Annotated in this window: 11 protein-coding genes; 4 read left to right on the top strand and 7 right to left on the bottom strand. The window is 71.6% G+C overall.

What is annotated here, in order from left to right:
* Positions 1 to 363: 363 nt before the first annotated feature.
* The 3 genes from DEJ50_RS07615 to meaB are packed head-to-tail and all read left to right on the top strand — an operon-like array spanning position 364 to position 5,468.
* Complete coding sequence (locus tag DEJ50_RS07615; protein ID WP_150206819.1) at positions 364 to 2,268, top strand: methylmalonyl-CoA mutase family protein; 1,905 nt, start codon at positions 364 to 366, stop codon at positions 2,266 to 2,268.
* Positions 2,265 to 4,454, top strand: a complete 2,190-nt coding sequence (scpA, locus tag DEJ50_RS07620; protein WP_150206820.1) for a methylmalonyl-CoA mutase — start codon at positions 2,265 to 2,267, stop codon at positions 4,452 to 4,454. Before DEJ50_RS07615 ends, scpA begins: the two co-directional genes overlap by 4 nt.
* Before the next feature lie 9 nt (positions 4,455 to 4,463).
* Positions 4,464 to 5,468 carry a methylmalonyl Co-A mutase-associated GTPase MeaB gene (meaB, locus tag DEJ50_RS07625; protein ID WP_150206821.1) on the top strand — a complete coding sequence of 335 codons (1,005 nt, stop codon included), beginning with the start codon at positions 4,464 to 4,466 and terminating at the stop codon, positions 5,466 to 5,468.
* A 53-nt stretch (positions 5,469 to 5,521) separates the two neighbouring features.
* Here meaB and DEJ50_RS07630 read toward each other — a convergent pair whose 3' ends face one another.
* Together DEJ50_RS07630 and DEJ50_RS07635 are read right to left on the bottom strand one after the other, a co-directional pair.
* Positions 5,522 to 8,824, bottom strand: a complete 3,303-nt coding sequence (locus DEJ50_RS07630; protein ID WP_150206822.1) for an NACHT domain-containing protein — start codon at positions 8,822 to 8,824, stop codon at positions 5,522 to 5,524.
* Positions 8,825 to 8,961: 137 nt separating this feature from the next.
* A complete protein-coding gene (locus DEJ50_RS07635; protein ID WP_150206823.1) occupies positions 8,962 to 9,972 on the bottom strand; it encodes an asparaginase in 1,011 nt (336 codons plus the stop codon).
* Positions 9,973 to 10,092: 120 nt separating this feature from the next.
* Here DEJ50_RS07635 and DEJ50_RS07640 point away from each other — a divergent pair, with 120 nt between their 5' ends.
* Positions 10,093 to 10,548: an Lrp/AsnC family transcriptional regulator gene (locus DEJ50_RS07640; protein ID WP_150206824.1), complete on the top strand. Its 456-nt coding sequence runs from the start codon at positions 10,093 to 10,095 to the stop codon at positions 10,546 to 10,548.
* A gap of 34 nt (positions 10,549 to 10,582) precedes the next feature.
* Here the strand turns inward: DEJ50_RS07640 and DEJ50_RS07645 are convergent, their stop codons facing one another.
* The 5 genes from DEJ50_RS07645 to DEJ50_RS07665 are packed head-to-tail and all read right to left on the bottom strand — an operon-like array spanning position 10,583 to position 17,023.
* Complete coding sequence (locus DEJ50_RS07645) at positions 10,583 to 10,978, bottom strand: Imm50 family immunity protein (protein ID WP_150206825.1); 396 nt, start codon at positions 10,976 to 10,978, stop codon at positions 10,583 to 10,585.
* Positions 10,965 to 11,453, bottom strand: a complete 489-nt coding sequence (locus DEJ50_RS07650) for an Imm50 family immunity protein (protein WP_190344342.1) — start codon at positions 11,451 to 11,453, stop codon at positions 10,965 to 10,967. Before DEJ50_RS07650 ends, DEJ50_RS07645 begins: the two co-directional genes overlap by 14 nt.
* Positions 11,440 to 16,062 carry a putative T7SS-secreted protein gene (locus tag DEJ50_RS07655; protein ID WP_223837657.1) on the bottom strand — a complete coding sequence of 1,541 codons (4,623 nt, stop codon included), beginning with the start codon at positions 16,060 to 16,062 and terminating at the stop codon, positions 11,440 to 11,442. The genes DEJ50_RS07650 and DEJ50_RS07655 overlap by 14 nt, the downstream gene beginning before the upstream one ends.
* Entirely contained in the window at positions 16,062 to 16,634 is a 573-nt protein-coding gene (locus tag DEJ50_RS07660; protein WP_150206827.1) for a hypothetical protein, read from the bottom strand. The genes DEJ50_RS07655 and DEJ50_RS07660 overlap by 1 nt, the downstream gene beginning before the upstream one ends.
* Entirely contained in the window at positions 16,631 to 17,023 is a 393-nt protein-coding gene (locus DEJ50_RS07665; RefSeq protein WP_150206828.1) for a hypothetical protein, read from the bottom strand. Before DEJ50_RS07665 ends, DEJ50_RS07660 begins: the two co-directional genes overlap by 4 nt.
* Positions 17,024 to 17,035: the final 12 nt, after the last annotated feature.

Here is a 17,035-nt window from a genome sequence, read left to right on the forward strand (position 1 = left end):
GCCGCTCGCCCGGCTGCCCGCAAGGACCCTCGCACCACCCCGCCACACCGACGCTGACCTGCGAATTCGACGGGTCGCACGAACGTCCGCGGGGAGCGCTGACCAACCGGTCGGTCCCGCCTGGGGATTTCACGGCCCCGCAATGCCACCGCCACGCAGTGGACGGAGGGGCCGATGTGCGTCGGCGCGCATCGATCCGGCCGGGGGGCCGCCGTGGCCGAATCCGATCGGACCGCTGGTCAGCGAGCTGCCGGGGTCAACCGGAAGGGCCGTTCCATCCGATCCGTCCTCTTTCAGCTGAGAGGGCGAGATCACATCCGGCGCTTATGGTCTCGCCTGAGCGGCCCCCCTAGCATTCGAGCCATGACGGTCCTGCCTGATGACGGGCTCTCCCTGGCCGCCGAGTTCCCTGACGCGACACATGAGCAGTGGCAGCGCCTGGTAGAAGGCGTACTGCGCAAGTCGGGCAAGGAAGCCTCCGGCACGGCCGCGGAAGACGCGTTGTCCACCCAGCTCGAGGACGGGCTCCGCACCCGCCCGCTCTACACCGCGGTCCCCGCGGCCACCACGGCCGCCACTGCCGCGCCCACTCCCGCCGAGGCCCGGCCCGAGACCGGACTGCCCGGTTTTGCGCCTTTCGTCCGCGGGGGCCGGGCGGCCGGCAATGTGGCTTCCGGCTGGGACGTACGGCAGCGGCTGGTCCACACCGATCCGGCCCGGCTCAACGAGGCGGTCCTCGCCGATCTGGAGAACGGGGTCACCTCGCTCTGGATCACCGTGGGTCAGGGCGGAATTCCGGTCTCCGGTCTCGCCCGGGCGCTCGACGGGGTCTATCTCGACCTGGCTCCGGTGGCCCTGGACGCAGGCGCGGAATATGCCGAGGCCGCGGCCGAGTTGCTGCGCCTGTACGCCGAACGCGGGGTGCCCGCGGAGGCGGTGCACGGCAGCCTGGGCGCCGACCCGCTGGGCCACGAGGCCCGCACCGGCGAGGCCCTCGACCCGGCTCCGGCCCTGGAGCTGGCCCGGCAGAACGCCGCCGGGCGGCCCGGCCTGCGCACCTTCACCGTGGATGCGCTGCCGTACCACGAGGCGGGCGGTTCGGCCGCCGAGGAACTGGGCCTGTCCCTGGCCACCGGTGTGGCCTACCTGCGCGCCCTCACCGAGGGCGGCCTCTCCACCGAAGCGGCCTTCGGGCAGCTGGAGTTCCGCTACGCGGCCACCGCCGACCAGTTCCTGACCATCGCCAAGCTGCGCGCCGCCCGCCGGCTGTGGGCCCGGATCGCCGAGGCCTCGGGGGCCCCGGAGGCCGGCGCCCAGCGGCAGCACGCGGTGACCTCGCCGGTGATGATGACCCGTCGCGACCCGTGGGTGAACATGCTGCGCACCACCGTGGCCTGCATGGCCGCCGGGGTGGGCGGTGCGGACTCGGTCACCGTGCTCCCCTTCGACCACGAGCTGGGCCTGCCGGACGCGTTCGCCCGCCGGATCGCCCGCAACACCTCCACCGTGCTGCTGGAGGAGTCCCACCTGGCCCGGGTGATCGACCCGGCCGGCGGCTCCTGGTACGTGGAACAGCTCACCGACGAACTCGCCCAGGCCGCCTGGGAGTTCTTCCAGACCGTCGAGAAGGCCGGCGGTCAGGCCGCCGCCCTGCGCTCCGGCCTGGTCGCCGAGCGGCTCGCCGCCACCTGGGCCACCCGCTCGAAGCGGCTGGCCACCCGCCGCGAGCCCGTCACCGGGGTCAGCGAGTTCCCGCTGCTCTCCGAGAAGCTGCCGGCCCGCGAGCCGGCCCCCGCCGCGGCCTCCGGCGGTCTCCCCCGGGTCCGCCGCGACGAGGCGTACGAGGCGCTGCGCGCCCGCTCGGACGCTCACCTCGCGGCCACCGGTGCCCGGCCGCGGATCTTCCTGGCCGCGCTCGGCCCGGCCGCCGCGCACACCGCACGCGCCACCTTCGCCGCGAACCTGTTCCAGGCGGGCGGTATCGAGGCCGTCCACGATCCGGTGTCGGTGGACCCGGAGACGGCCGGTCCGGCCTTCGCCGCGAGCGGCGCGGACGGCGGCATGGCCGTGCTCTGCTCCAGCGATGCCCTGTACGAGGAGCAGGCCGCCGCCGTGTCGTCGGCCCTGCGGGCGGCGGGTGCGACGACCGTGTTCCTCGCCGGCCGGCCCGGCACCGCCGAGGCGGCCGTGGACGAGTACGTCTTCGCCGGCTGCGACGCGGTGGCCGTGCTGTCCTCCGTACTCGACCGGATGGGAGTTGCCCGATGAGCATCCCCGATTTCTCCGAGCTGTCGCTCGGCAGCCCGGGCGGCGCGTCCGGGGCCACCGAGGACCAGTGGCGGGCGGCCGTCAAGGAGTCCACCGGCACCGCCGCCTCGGACCTGCTGTGGGAGACCCCCGAGGGCATCGGCGTGCAGCCGCTGTACACCGGGCGGGACCTGGAGGGCCTGGACTTCCTGGGCACCTACCCGGGCGTGGCCCCGTACCTGCGCGGCCCGTACCCGACGATGTACGTCAACCAGCCCTGGACGATCCGGCAGTACGCGGGCTTCTCCACCGCCGAGGAGTCCAACGCCTTCTACCGGCGCAACCTCGCGGCCGGCCAGAAGGGCCTGTCGGTCGCCTTCGACCTGCCGACCCACCGGGGCTACGACAGCGACCACCCGCGGGTGACCGGCGATGTCGGCATGGCGGGCGTGGCGATCGACTCGATCTACGACATGCGGCAGCTGTTCGACGGCATTCCGCTGGACAAGATGTCCGTCTCGATGACCATGAACGGCGCGGTGCTGCCGGTCCTGGCCCTCTACATCGTGGCGGCGGAGGAGCAGGGCGTCTCGCCCGACAAGCTCGCCGGGACCATTCAGAACGACATCCTCAAAGAGTTCATGGTCCGCAACACCTACATCTACCCGCCGAAGCCGTCGATGCGGATCATCTCCGACATCTTCGCCTTCACCTCGCAGAACATGCCGCGCTACAACTCCATCTCGATCTCCGGGTACCACATCCAGGAGGCGGGGGCCACGGCCGATCTGGAGCTGGCGTACACCCTCGCGGACGGGGTGGAGTACCTGCGGGCCGGGCAGGGGGCCGGGCTGGACGTGGACGCGTTCGCGCCGCGGCTGTCGTTCTTCTGGGCGATCGGCATGAACTTCTTCATGGAGGTCGCCAAGCTGCGCGCGGCCCGCCTGCTGTGGGCGAAGCTGGTCAAGCAGTTCGACCCGAAGAACAGCAAGTCGCTGAGCCTGCGCACCCATTCGCAGACCTCGGGCTGGTCGCTCACCGCACAGGACGTGTTCAACAACGTCACCCGTACCTGTATCGAGGCGATGGCCGCCACCCAGGGCCACACCCAGTCGCTGCACACCAACGCCCTCGACGAGGCCCTGGCCCTGCCGACGGACTTCTCCGCCCGGATCGCCCGCAACACCCAGCTGCTGCTCCAGCAGGAGTCGGGCACCTGCCGGGTCATCGACCCGTGGGGCGGCAGCGCGTACGTCGAGAAGCTGACGTACGACCTGGCCCGCCGGGCCTGGCAGCACATCGAGGAGGTCGAGGCGGCCGGCGGTATGGCGCAGGCCATCGACGCGGGTATCCCCAAGCTCCGGGTGGAGGAGGCCGCGGCCCGCACCCAGGCGCGCATCGACTCCGGCCGGCAGCCGGTGATCGGGGTCAACAAGTACCGGGTGGACTCGGACGAGCAGATCGAGGTCCTCAAGGTCGACAACTCCTCGGTGCGCTCTCAGCAGATCGCCAAGCTGCGGCGGCTCCGGGAGGAGCGCGAGGAGGCGGTCACCCAGGACGCCCTGCGGGCGCTGACGAACGCGGCGGACCGCGGCGACGGCAACCTGCTCGCCCTGGCCGTGGACGCGGCGCGGGCGAAGGCGACGGTGGGCGAGATCTCGGACGCTCTGGAGAAGGTGTACGGGCGGCACGCGAGCCAGATCCGTACGATTTCCGGTGTGTACCGCAACGAAGCAGGGGAGTCCCCGTCGGTGGAGCGCACCCGCACCCTGGTGGACCGGTTCGAGGAGGCCGAGGGTCGGCGTCCCCGCATCCTGGTCGCCAAGATGGGCCAGGACGGGCACGACCGCGGCCAGAAGGTGATCGCGACCGCCTTCGCCGACCTCGGCTTCGACGTGGACGTCGGCCCGCTGTTCCAGACCCCGGCGGAGGTGGCCCGCCAGGCCGTCGAGGCGGACGTCCACGTGGTGGGCGTCTCCTCGCTGGCGGCCGGCCACCTGACCCTGGTCCCGGCGCTGCGCGAGCAGCTGGCGGAGGAGGGCCGCGAGGACATCATGATCGTGGTGGGCGGGGTGATCCCGCCGGCGGACATCCCCACCCTGCTGGAGATGGGTGCGACGGCGGTCTTCCCGCCGGGCACGATCATCCCGGACGCGGCGCACGACCTGGTGACCCGGCTGGCCGGGGACCTCGGTCACGACCTCTAGGCCGAGGGAATGCCCCCGAGAATCGACATCGACGCGTACGCGAAGGGTGTACTCGACGGGAAGCGGGCGCTGGTGGCCCGCGCCATCACCCTCGTCGAGTCCACCCGCCCGGACCACCGGGCGCTGGCCCAACGCCTGTTGACGCAGCTCCTCCCGCATTCCGGCGCGGCGCGCCGGATCGGGATCAGCGGCGTCCCGGGCGTGGGCAAGTCCACCTTCATCGACGCGTTCGGCACGATGCTGACGGCGCTCGGCCACCGGGTCGCCGTCCTCGCCGTGGACCCGTCCTCCACGCGTACCGGCGGCTCCATCCTCGGCGACAAGACGCGGATGGAACGCCTGGCCGTGGACCCTGCGGCATTCGTCCGGCCCTCGCCCTCGGCGGGCACCCTGGGCGGGGTCGCGAAGGCCACCCGCGAATCCATGATCGTGATGGAGGCGGCGGGCTACGACGTGATCCTGGTGGAAACGGTCGGCGTCGGCCAGTCCGAAACGACGGTCGCCGGCATGGTCGACTCCTTCCTCCTGCTCTCCCTGGCCCGTACGGGCGACCAGCTGCAGGGCATCAAGAAGGGCGTCCTGGAGCTGGCGGACGTCCTGGCTGTCAACAAGGCGGACGGCCCGCACGAGCGCGAGGCCCGGTCGGCGGCCCGCGAACTCTCCGGCGCCCTGCGCCTGATGCACCCGGCGGACGCGGGCTGGACCCCGCCGGTCCTCACGTGCAGCGCCCGGGAGTCGACCGGCCTGGACGAGGTCTGGTCCCGCCTGGAGGCCCACCGCGAACTGCTGTCCGGCACCGGCCGCCTGACCGCCAAGCGGGCGGCCCAGCAGGTGGAATGGACCTGGTCGATGGTGCGGGAGGAACTGCTGGAGCGGCTCCGCTCGCACCCTGGGGTCCGGGGCGTGGCCCCGGAGCTCGAAGCGGCGGTCCGCGACGGCCGGCTGACCGCCACCTCGGCGGCGGACCGCATCCTGGCAACGTTCGGAGAGGCGGCGGGGGCGGCGGAGGCCTGAGAGCCTGCGGCCCCCGCCCCGGCCGCTGTCCCTGTCCCATGTCCCGGGGCGGGTCATGACGGGTGCACCTTCACCACGGGACGCAAGGCGTGAGCCCCCCGGACGCCATCACGGCCCAGCGGGACAAAGACGTCGCCCAGGAAGGCGAGCCCGGCCAGCGGGGCGAGGTCCAGATGGCCGCCCGTGACCGAGTGATCGACGATGTCCAGGACCCCCAGCTGCGGAAAGGCCCCGGGCAGCCGGTGAATTGCGGCTTGCAGCACGTCATTTCCACCGTCGACGAGAACCAGGTCGGTGACCCCTGCCAAGACGGTCTGCTCCGGGAGCTCCTCGAACGACGAAGGATCCAGCAAGAGGTTCGTCAGCCGGGGCAGGCTGCCCAACTCGCGCCAGTCCTCGGCCGACCCCGGACTCAATTCGGGGCTCAGGGCAAGCCTCCTGAGCTGGGGATAGGCAGCCAGACCGGTGAGCCCGTGCACGGGTTTCAGGCCGCCCCGCAGTCGGAGCGTGTGGAGCGTGTCTCCGGCCGGGAGCATTCCGAAGTCCCACGCCATATCGGATGGACTGTAGAAGGCCAGGGATTCCAGCTGCCCCAGCCCGGAAACCGGACTCAGGTCGAGCTGCGGGCTCGCCACTCCGATCTCCAGCATGCGGAGCGGCATCCGGCCGATCCCCGCAAGGCTCACCAGGGCCGGGCAGTCGCGAATGACCAGAGAGTGCAGCTCATCCTGCCCTGCCAGGAATTCCAGGTCGTGCACGGCATCGTGGGACAGTGTCAGTGTGCTGATGCTGTGGGTGGAGAGGTACGTCCGCAGCGCTTCGATCGACACACCGGCCCTGAAGTCCAGGAGGCCGGGCCGCAGCCGGAGCCGGTTCAGCTGATCCAGCTGCTCATCGGACTGCACGGTGTACATGAGATCGTCCGGCTTCAGGCGGGCGATCACCTCATCGGCGTACTCGGTGCTGTCGAAACGCGACCACGCCCACATGAGCTGCGAACGCACGGCGAGGTCGGGGTGCTCGGCGAATTGGGCGAGGAAGGGAATCGCGGCGCCGGAGACGACATTCGAAGCCGCGACGACCACATGCCAGGCCGATGTGTTGTCGAGGCCCTCCGGGCCGGGTAGCAGCCCCAGGATCAGGGGGCCGACCTCCGCCAGCGCGCGTGCCTCCTCCGCGCTTCCCGGCGGAATGAGCCCGGCCGTTCGCTGCTCCACCAGGTCACGCACACCGGGGTCGAGGACGGTGGCCTGTTCCAGGCAGGCAGCGGCCAGCAGATAGACACGGGACCGGGTCCGCTGATCGGAGGCCCGGTCTCCCTCCGCGAGCAGGCCCCGGAGGATCTCCGCGCGCTCCCGCGGCTTGGCCAGGGCGACCGCCATACGGATGACGTCCTCCCATTGGTCGTCCCCGGCGCGGCTGATCAGCAGGCCGAAGTCGCCCTCTTCCACGGCCGCTCGGGCCCCGAGGAAGTCCTGGAAGGTCTTGTGGACGAACTCGACCGCGTCCGGGGCGGGTTCCCGGAGCAGCCCGCTCCGCAGCAGGAAGCGCTCGAAGACGGCCCCGGCGTCCCCCAGAGCGGCCAGCTCGGGAACGGCGGGCAGCGCCCGCCCGATGATGTCGTCGGCCCTCGGACGGGCCATCTCGGTACGGCCGTTCTTGATCAGCCAGTACGCCAGCCGCTGGAGCAGGTCCAGCTGGGCGTCCTCGCCCAGGTCCGGAACCTCGATGTCGCGCTCCCGGTCGCGGCGGCTGAGCAGCATCGAGAGCGCGGCCTCGTAGAGCTCCTTGCGGCCGTGCGGCAGGTAGCCGCGACGCTCCCGGTGCAGAGCGCAGACCAGCCCGCACATCAACGGGTTGGTGGCCAGCCGGCCCAGGTCGGGTTTGGTGCGCACGGCGGTGATCAGGCCCCGTTCGTACGCGTCGAGCTCGGCGGGGTCCTCGGCGTCCGGCCGGGCCGCGGCATGCCAGCGCCGGATGAACGTGGCCACCTCGGCGGGGCCCATCGCGGACAGGGTGAGCTCGCTGAAATCCTCCTCCGCCAGCCATTCCTCCCCCACGGCGGACGGGCGGGAGGTGACCAGCCAGCGGTTGTCCCCGGCGTACTGGTCCATCAGCTCGCTCAGCCATGCCCGGGTCCGCTCGCGCTCCCGCTCGGGCACCTCGTCGATGCCGTCGACCAGCACCAGGCCCCGCCCGGCCGCGAGCACGCGGTGCTCCCAGCCCGGCGGCTGGGTCCCGGCCAGGTTGCAGCCGACCGCCTCCAGGAAGCCCTTCGGCATCGGGAGGCGCCCGCCCTGCCGGGTGAGTCTGCGCAGCGGCAGGACGAAGGGGATGCGGTCGTGCAGGTAGGCCGTCCGGGGCGAAAACTCCTGTCCGGCGGCTGTGACCGCGAGCCACTGGACCAGCGTCGTCTTGCCCGAGCCGGCCTCCCCACGGAGCAGGACCCGGGGGCTGTCGGCAAGCGCCTGGTCCGCAAGGCGCGGACCGGAAGCGACGTGCCGCACCTCCAGCCCCCTGCCCGTGAGCGTTGCCTCCCAGGACGAGGCCGTCGACTGCATCGCGGCGTCGATTCCCTCCGCCGGGAACAGTTCCCGCGGCAGCGCCAGCTCCTGGTGCCATGGCGACGTGAACGGTGTCACCGCGATCGGCGACGTCACCTCCAGGCTCAGGTAGGCGACGTCCAGCGGCCACCGGGCCGGCGACCGGTTGAGGTCGATGCCGTAGATCGTGAGCCTGCCGTGCTTCTTCGCCACGTACCGCAGGTACCCCTGCTCGAACGCGGCGTCCTCGCCGCCCGGCAGCGGATTCCGGCGGATCAGCTCGTCGACCTTGGCGGTGAGATCGCCGACCGCCCGCGTCTGCTCGACCAGTGTGTGCGCCACGAACGTGGACCGCTGGGTGAAGAAGTGCAGGATGTGCAGACAGGCGGCGTCGAGCAGGCGCTCGTAGAAGTAGGTGGCGTCCGCGCTCAGTTCACGCTCGGGCCCGCCGCCCGCACGGCGCAGTTCCCGGGCGAACGCCCGGTGGCCGAGGCGGACCGCGTCGAGATCGGTGATGGTGAGGTCGCCGAGGGCGTGCAGGGTCGTCGCCAGGGCGTCGGCGACCGCCTGTTCCTCGTCCGCCGGAATGGGGCGTTCGCCGGTCCGGAGGGCCTGTCTCACCAGTTTGGCGGCGAGCTCGCGGACGTCGGCCGCGGTGAGGGAGCGCTTCTCCCCCGTGAGGGAGACATAGCCGGAGATCCGGATCGGTTTGTCGACGACCCCGGCTCCGCGCCCCTCCGTGACGAACAGCTTCCGCAACAGCGGAGCGACGGCCGCCGACGCCAGCCGCATCCCGATCATCCCCGGTTCCATACCCGCCCCCCGATGAGCTCCGAACGATGCTCGAATCGTAGGCGGTTGGGCCGACGCCCCACCGGGCCTGTGGATAACCACGGGGGCGCCCCAAGGATGCCCCGGGGGGCGGTCCCAAGGGCCGCCCCGGGGGTGTCCTAGACGGCGGCCGGCACCGCGGCCGACGGGGCCGGGGCCTCCAGCACAGCCCGCAGGACCCGCGCCTGCTCGGCCCGGTCCGGGGACGCCAGCAGGGCCGCCAGGACGGCGATCCGGGCCTGCCCGGCGCGCAGGGTGCCGGTCGGGACCGCGCCCGCCGCGACCAGGTCGACGGCTCCGCCGTGCGTGTAGATCTCGGTCACCGGCCCGGCCTGCACCCGCGTGGTCAGCGCGACCAGCACGCCACGGGCCACCGCCGCCTCGACCGCCGCCACGATCTCCGGCGTGGCGTTGCCCGCGCCGGTGGCGACCAGCACCACGCCCCGCGCGCCCGCCTCGACCGCCGCGTTCAGCAGCACCGGGTCGCCGTCCGCGTGGTGCATGACCATGTCGACCCGCGGCTGCGCGTCCGGCATGGCGGGCAGCGGCAGCGGCTTCGGCCGCTGCGGCTCCCGCAGCACCGTCACCTTCCCGAAGCCGATCTTCCCGAGCCACTCCCCCGAGGGGTCGGCGAAGGCGTCGGCGGCCAGGGTCTGCGTCTTGATGGTGCCGCGCGCACCGTGCACCCGCCCGGCGAAGGACACCAGGACCCCGAGGCCGCGGGTGCGGGCGGCGACCAGCAGTGCGTCGTAGAGGTTGCCGGGGCCGTCCCCGTCCTCGATGCCCATCGGCAGCTGCGCGCCGGTGAACACCACGGTCCGCTCGTCGTGGTGGTGCAGGTCGACGAGGAAGGCGGATTCCTCCAGGGTGTCCGTGCCGTGCGTGACCACCACGCCCGCGACGTCCGGGTCGGCCAGCACCTCGTGGACGGTACGCAGCAGGGTCAGCTGGTGGGCCGTGGTCAGGCGGGGGCTGTTCACGCTGAACAGGTCGACGACCTCGACGGTCACGCCCTCCGGGACCGGCGCGGTGGCCATGACCTCGCGCCCGTCCGCATCGGCGGCGAATCCGGAACCCTGCCAGCGGCTCGCTATCGTCCCGCCGGTGCTGATGACGACGATCCGTCCCACGACCCTGCCCACCCTTCGACTCGCACACGCATACGTATCCCGCAATGATAGGAACTCCCACGCGCAATCGGATTGCGAATTCCGGCCAGCAGTTCACAAACAGTGGTGGATCATTGCTCCATGGATGCGATCGACCGAGAAATCTTGCGTGAGCTACAACGGGACGGCCGGCTGAGCAATCAGGAGCTCGCCCAGCGGGTGGGCCTCACCCCGTCGCCCTGCATGCGACGGGTGCGGCAACTGGAACAGGACGGGGTGATCCAGGGGTACCGGGCGGTCATCGACCCGGAGGCGGTCGGCCGCGGCTTCGAGGTGCTGGTGTCGGTGGAGGTCAGGCGGGACCGGGAGGCGGTGGAGGCCTTCGAGGCCGCGCTCCAGGACATCCCCGACGTGATCGAGGCGTACCGCCTCTTCGGCAGCCCCGGCTGCCTCCTGCGCATCGCGGTGGCGGACCTCCGCGCCTACGAACGCCTCTGGATCGAGCAGCTCACCGCGCTCTCGGGGGTCACCGAGGTGAATTCCCAGATCATCATGAAGCGCATCAAGGAACCGACGGGCCTCCCGGTCGACCGCTGACCGGCAGGCCCGTCCTCGTCCGCTTCCGCTTCCGTCACAGCCCGCCCTGGAGCCGGACCCCCACCCCGATGACGCCACAGCCCCCGGCGGTGAATGCGAGCGAGCGGTGCGGGCCGGTCACGGAGACGGCGATGCGGCCCCCGGGCGCCGCCGCGAGGGACACTTCGCGGTGCTCCTCGGCCAGGACTCCCCGCACACGCAGGCCGGCCACTCCGGGGAACACCAGCGAGAAGAAGAAGGTGTTGTAGACCGTCCCGGCCCACTCCGCCTTCGGCCGGGCCGGCAGCTCCCGGGTCTCGAATCCGAGGGTCACCGAGGCGTCCCGCTCGTCGATGTGCACCGAGAAGAGCAGGCAGTCGCCCAGCTCCGGCGGCCGGCCCCCGTACAGCTCGGTCAACTCGCTCGAGTCGGACAGCTCAGAGATGTTCATAGAAGGTCCTCGCGGTGACCGGCGGGACAGTGTCGTACAGCTTGGCGTCGAGCCTGCGCACGAAGGCGTGCGGGCCGCCGTCCCCGCCGTCGGAGTCCTGCGTGAACACGCTGAGGTGGCCGGCCAGCAGCGAGGCGTTCGAGGTGAAGGCCAGCCGCACCCCCGGCCCTTCGACCCGCACCGCGAGCCGGTGCCCGGCAAGCTCCTCGTACGTGATGTCGACCAGCACGGGCGGCTCCCAGCCGTCCATGGCGAAGTCCTCGACGTGCCCGAACTGCAGGTGGCACTGCACAGTGTCGCCGGGTCCGCCCTCCCACCGGTCCGCGAACCGCGGCAGATCGATCCGAAGGGTCACGGCCGGCGCCCAGCCGTCCAGCCGCACCGACCGCAGCCGGACCCCGGACAGCGGCGGCAGCTCGTCGTACAGCGGATCAAGGACCTGCCGCCTGTTCGCGACCAGGTCACTCACGGTCATAGTAGTAATGCTCCTCGGCACCCTCGATCTGGCCGTTACGGGTGTCATCGTACGGACGCACGTGCAGGTGCGGCGGCTGGTAGCCCGGCTCGCCGGGTGTCTGGTGCCCGAACCAGTGGTCCTGGTACACGATGATGTCGCCGTTGGGGTGCTCGTACCACTCCTCGGTGTAGTAGATGGGCTTGCCGTCGGGGTCGAGGAGCTGCTTGCTGCCCGCCCATTCCGGACCGCGCGCGGAAACCCAGTCGTCGACGTCGAACGGCTCGGTGCCCTCGGGTATGCCCGCGTCGCGCAACGCCTGCTGCTTCTGCTCCTCTTTGGTCTTGCCCACCTTGGGGCAGTCGCCCGCATCGGGCGCCAGCCCCAGCGAGTCCGACCATACGAAGGGGTTGACGACGTACGCCGAGGGGTTGGGCGTGGGCGCCACGCCGAGCGGGTCCGGCGTGATGTAGCGGGCGGTCTCGGGGTCGTAGTGCCGGAAGTGGTTGTAGTGGAGTCCGGTCTCCGGATCGGCGTACTGTCCGGGGAAGCGCAGCGGCGTGTAGGCCGTCGCGTCGGTGTTCCAGGCCGTACTGCCCCACACGGTGGCACCGGCGCGCCAGGCGACCTCGCCTTCCTCGCCGATCAGCTCCCGGGGAGTGCCGATCAGGTCGGTGACGATGGCGAAGAACCGCTGATCGGTCTCCTCCTCGTCGAGGAACCGCCGCTCGAACTGGGCCAAGGGCTGCAGGCCGTCGTGGTCCCAGGTCAGCGTCACCCGTCCGGGAGCTCCCGCGGTCGTCGTGGACTGCTCGCACAGCGTGGTGCCGTCCCAGGCGAACCGGGTCTCCTCCAGGACGGCGCCGTCCGCGCCCAGTCGGCGCTTGGACGTGCGGCGCCCGAGCGGGTCGTAGGTGTACTGCCACACCGCGCCGTCCGGAGTCCGCACTGCCGCCAGGCGGTCCTCGGCGTCCCAGGTGTAGTGCCAGGTGTCGGGTCTGCGGGAGAGCCGCTTCTTCTGGCGGAGCGTCACCCGTCCCAGTTCGTCGTGCTCGTAGCGGACGGCGCCGGCCCGGACCAGTCGCGTTCCCTCGTACACGCGCTCGCCGACTGCCTCCGTGCCGCCCGGGTGCCGGGCGGGCCACGAGGCCGCCGCCTGGTTGCCGGCCGCGTTGTAGGTGTACTGCTCGGTCCAGTCCTCGGCACGGGCCGCAGTGACCCGGCCGGCCGCGTCGAGTTCGAACTCCCGTCGGCCGGCGAGCAGGTCGTCGATCGCCACCAGACCGCCGTCGGGGCGATAGCTGTAGCCACGGCGCTGGAGCGTCCGGCCCTCCGAGGTACGGACGTGGCTGTCGACCAGCCGTCCCAGGGCATCGTGCGTGTTCTCCATGGCCAGGGACTCGCCGATCCGCCGGCCGGTCTCCCGGCCCAGCGCATCGCGGCCGAAGGTGATCCGGCGGCCCGAGGAGAGCAGCTCCGTACGGCGGCCGGCCTCATCATAGGTCCAGGTGCTCACGGCGCCGGCCGGGGTGGTGCGGCTCCGCACCCGGCCGAGGTCGTCGTAATCGCGCCGCAGGGTCCGGCCGTCGACCGTTTCGACGCGGATCCGGCCGTGGCGGTCGCGCGCGTACTCGATCCGGGAGTCCGGTCCGGTCACCGCGGAGAGGCGGTCGGACAGGTCGTACTCGTACCGCGTGACAGCGCCTTCGGTCTCCTTCTCGACCCGCCGGTCCAGGGCGTCGTAGCCGTATCGGGTGGTGCGGCCCGCGGAGTCGGTACGGGCGGTGAGCCGGCCGGCCGCGTCGTGCCCGAAGCGGACGGTGCGGCCGTCGTAATCGGTTTCGGCCGCGGGCAAACCTGCCGCGTCGTACTCCCAGGTCCAGCGGCCGAGCGGGCCGCTGATCTCCGTCAGCCGGAGCTCGGCGTCCCGGGCGAAGGCGTAGCGCACCCCGTCCGGCCCGGTCCGGGCGGTCATCGCGTCGAAATGCCCGTACTCGAAGGAGGTCAGTCCCCCCATCGGGTCGCGGTGGGTGAGCGCATTGCCCTCGCCGTCGTACGTCCACTCCTGGACGGTGCCGTCCGCTTCGACGCGCCGGGCGAGCCGGCCCTCCGGGGTCCATTCGAGCAGCGTCTCCCCGCCCAGGGCGTCGGTGATGCGGACGGCCCTGCCGAAGGCGTCCCGCTCATAGCGGGTGACGGCGCCCAGGGGGTCGGTGATCTCGACGGGCAGGCCGGCCGGATTGGTCCGGATGCGGGTGGTCCCGCCGAGGTGGTCGGTGACCGACGTCGGGTGGCCGTGGTCGTCGTACTCGTACCGGGTGGTGGCACCCGCGGGGTTGGTGAGGGCGATGCGGTTGCCCCGGCTGTCGTACGCCAGCCGCCAGGTCGTCCGGTCGGCCCGGGTCTGGAGGACCGGCCGTCCCATGGCGTCGTACTCGGTCGTCAGTTCGCGTCCATCCGGACGGACCACCCGGACGAGACGGCCGTCGGCGTCCCGGTGGAACTCGGTGGTGCGGCCCAGCGGGTCGGTCCGCGACAGCAGCCGGTTGCGCCGGTCGTAGCGGGAGTGGGTGACCGCTCCCAGGGCACCGGTCTCCGCCACCACCTGGCGGGCCTCGTTCATCTGGTACCGGCGCGTGTGGCCCGCCGCGTTCCTGGTGACCGTGACCTGCCGGCCGGTCCCGGGGTCGGTCCCGTACTCGAAGTCCAGGGCGTAGTGGCCCGCTTCCCCGCCCTCCCGGACGCAGCGGTCGAACTCGTCGTAGGCGTAGCCATACGTACTGCCGTTGGTGTCCGTCCAGGACGTGATGCGACCCCGCTCGTCGTAGGCGAAGCGGAGCGGCCGGCCCGAGGAGTTGATGACCTCGGTGAGATGGCCGTCGGTGTACCCGTACTCGAGGACCCGGCCGGCACCCGCGAGCGAGAGCCGGGTGATGCGGCCGTCCGCGGTGTCCAGGAGGAGGTGGTAGCCGCCGCTGTGGCGGATGGCGGTCGGGGCCCCTTCGGCGTCGTACTCGAAGTCGATGCTGTTGCCGTTGCGATCGGTGATCCGGCTGATCCGGCTGATCCGGCCGTTCCGGCAGTCCGGCTCGAAGTGCCGGACGCGGCCGGCGTCCGGGTCGGTGAGGAGGTAGCCGCCTTCGGGGGTGCGGGACAGCTCCCAGCGGGGGCCCTTCGCAGAGCACACGGGAAGGCCGGGCGCCGGGTGCGGGTAGGGCAGGATCAGCCCGTCCTCGGTGACCAGCACCACGCCCTCGGCGTCCGTCTCCAGGTGCTGGTCGACGGTGCTGGTCCAGGTGGGTCCGAACCAGCGGCCCGCGGTGTAGCCCGACTCCGCCCTCCGGGTGAAGGCGAGCGGCAGTGTGCCGGGGAGCACCAGGTCCGTCAGCGGCAGGAACATCCGGCCGGTGGCCAGGTCGACGGGGTCGGTGCCGTCACACTTGCGTTCGCCGTCGCACTGGTCGTGCTTGCCGCCCTTGGGGCCGTCCGTGCCCTGGTCGGCGGTACGGGCCGGGCCCTTGCCGTTGTCGGCGAACTTGCCGACGGTCGCCGCCTTCTTGGCCATGCCCAGGCCCTTGGTGCCCAGGATCTCCGGTATGAGCTTCCCGAGGCCCTCCGCCGGGTCCTTCTGGAAGGCGTCGACCATGTTCTTGGCGGTGCCGAGCGGGTCGTTGGCCGCGACCGCCAGGCCGGTGACGGTGCTGTTCAGGTTGGTGAGGTACTCGGCCGGGTGGGTCAGGTTGTACGGGTCGAGCGGGTTGACGGTGCGTACGAAGTTGACGATGCCGGCCGTGCCCTTGATGACGCCGCCGACCAGGTGGTTGGCGTCGATCGCCATGGCCTGGAAGCCGTCGCCGGCCTGCTGTGCGTACGAGGGCTTGGGCGGTGCGGCGTCGCGGGCCGCGGTCAGGGCCGTCTTGGCGGTCTCCGCGGCCTCGTTGCGCTGCTCGCGGGCGCTGATCACCTTGTCGTAGGCGGCCTTGATGCCCGCCTCGCCCGGGTCCTTGAAGCCCGAGGGGCGCGGCGGCAGGTCGTCCTTCTCCGCCTTGACCGCGTTGTTGTACTCGTCGACCTTCGCGTTGTACGCCGTACGCGCGTCCTCCGACGCCTTCTTCGCCTTCTTGTACTCCTCGACGGCGTCCCGGGCCTGGTTCTGCGCCCACTCCACCGTCTCGGCGAACCGGGTCAGCGCCCCTTCCGCCTTCTCGAACGCGTCGGCGGCCTTGAACCACTTCGGCGGCTGCTTGGCCACGTGCTCCGCGTAGCTGTCGGCGGTCACGCCCTTGATGGCATCGGAGTCGAGGCCCTTGATGCCCGTCCCGACCTTGTCGAAGTTGGTCCGGAAGTCCGCGAGGTGCTTGGCGTTCGACCGGATCTTCGACACGCTGCCGTAGATGATCTTCTTGGGGTCCTCGGTCTGGTCGAGCTCCAGCTCGGCGACCTCCGCCCCCATGGTGTTCGCCAGGGACCGGCTCTTCTCGCGGATCCAGTCCGCGCCGTCGTCCCAGCCGACGTCCTCGGCGAGATCGGCGGTCTTGTCGCCGACCCACTCGACGCCGTCCCCGATGCCCTCGACCAGGTCCTCGCCGGCGTCCTCGATGAAGTCGGGGGTGAAGTCCCGCCAGCCCATCAGCCCTTGCCCCCGTCGTTCGCGGCCGTCTGCTGCAACAGGTCGTTCAGGGAGCCGATCTGCCCGTTGCTCTTGAGCGTCTCACCGGTCTGGGACCAGTTCTCGGAGACGTCCTTCTGCATCTGCTCGAAGGACTCGCCGCTCCAGTCCGGCTTGTAAACCTCCCATGGGGGACGGGTGATGTCGTCCCAGGACTTCTTCTCGATGTCGTCCTCGTTCGCGTGCGGGTTGCCGTAGAGGGAGTTCACCCCGACCTTGAACGCGCCCTGGATGTACTGGTCCTCCTCCCAGACCGTGCCCGCCGCGATGCCCAGGTTGGAGGCGAGCGTGCTGGCGTCCTGGATCAGCGCCCGGACGCCCCACTCCCAGCGTTCGCAGAAGTCCTCGAACAGGTCCGCCACCCCCGGGTGCCCGGCCTCCATCCCGGTCATCGACAGGGATTCGAAGCCGGCGCCCATCGAGGCGCCGCCGGCCGTGCCGATCTCGCGCAGCTCGGCGATGGCGCCGCGCAGCCCCACGGTGATGTTCTTGACCGCGGATGCGTCCATCCCCAGGTCTTCGTTGCCGCTCACCGGCCGTCCCCCTCGGTGTCGACGGCGACGGCATCCGGCACGATCCCGCTCACCGGCGGGAACAGCATCGACCCATCCTCGTCCGCAACATCGACGGCGATCCCGGTCGGCCCGTCCAGCTCCGGTACGACACCGTCCACCAGCCGCGCCCCGAGGATCGCCAGGAACTCCAGCTCCTCGGTGGCCGGCATGCCCCGCTTGACCGCGAAGCGGGCCAGTGCCGCCTCGTCGGTGAACGCGTAGATCCACCGCACACCGCCCTGGAACCCGGACATCAGCCCGCCGTCGACCACCGGAACCACCAGCACGGCCCGCCGGAACTCACCCACCAGCCGCCCCGGGTCTCCTGCCCCGGCCCGCACCCGGGCTATCTCTTCGCTCAACTCCACGGCAACGCCCCC

It is taken from the genome of Streptomyces venezuelae (assembly GCF_008642295.1).
Lineage (GTDB): Bacteria > Actinomycetota > Actinomycetes > Streptomycetales > Streptomycetaceae > Streptomyces > Streptomyces venezuelae_C.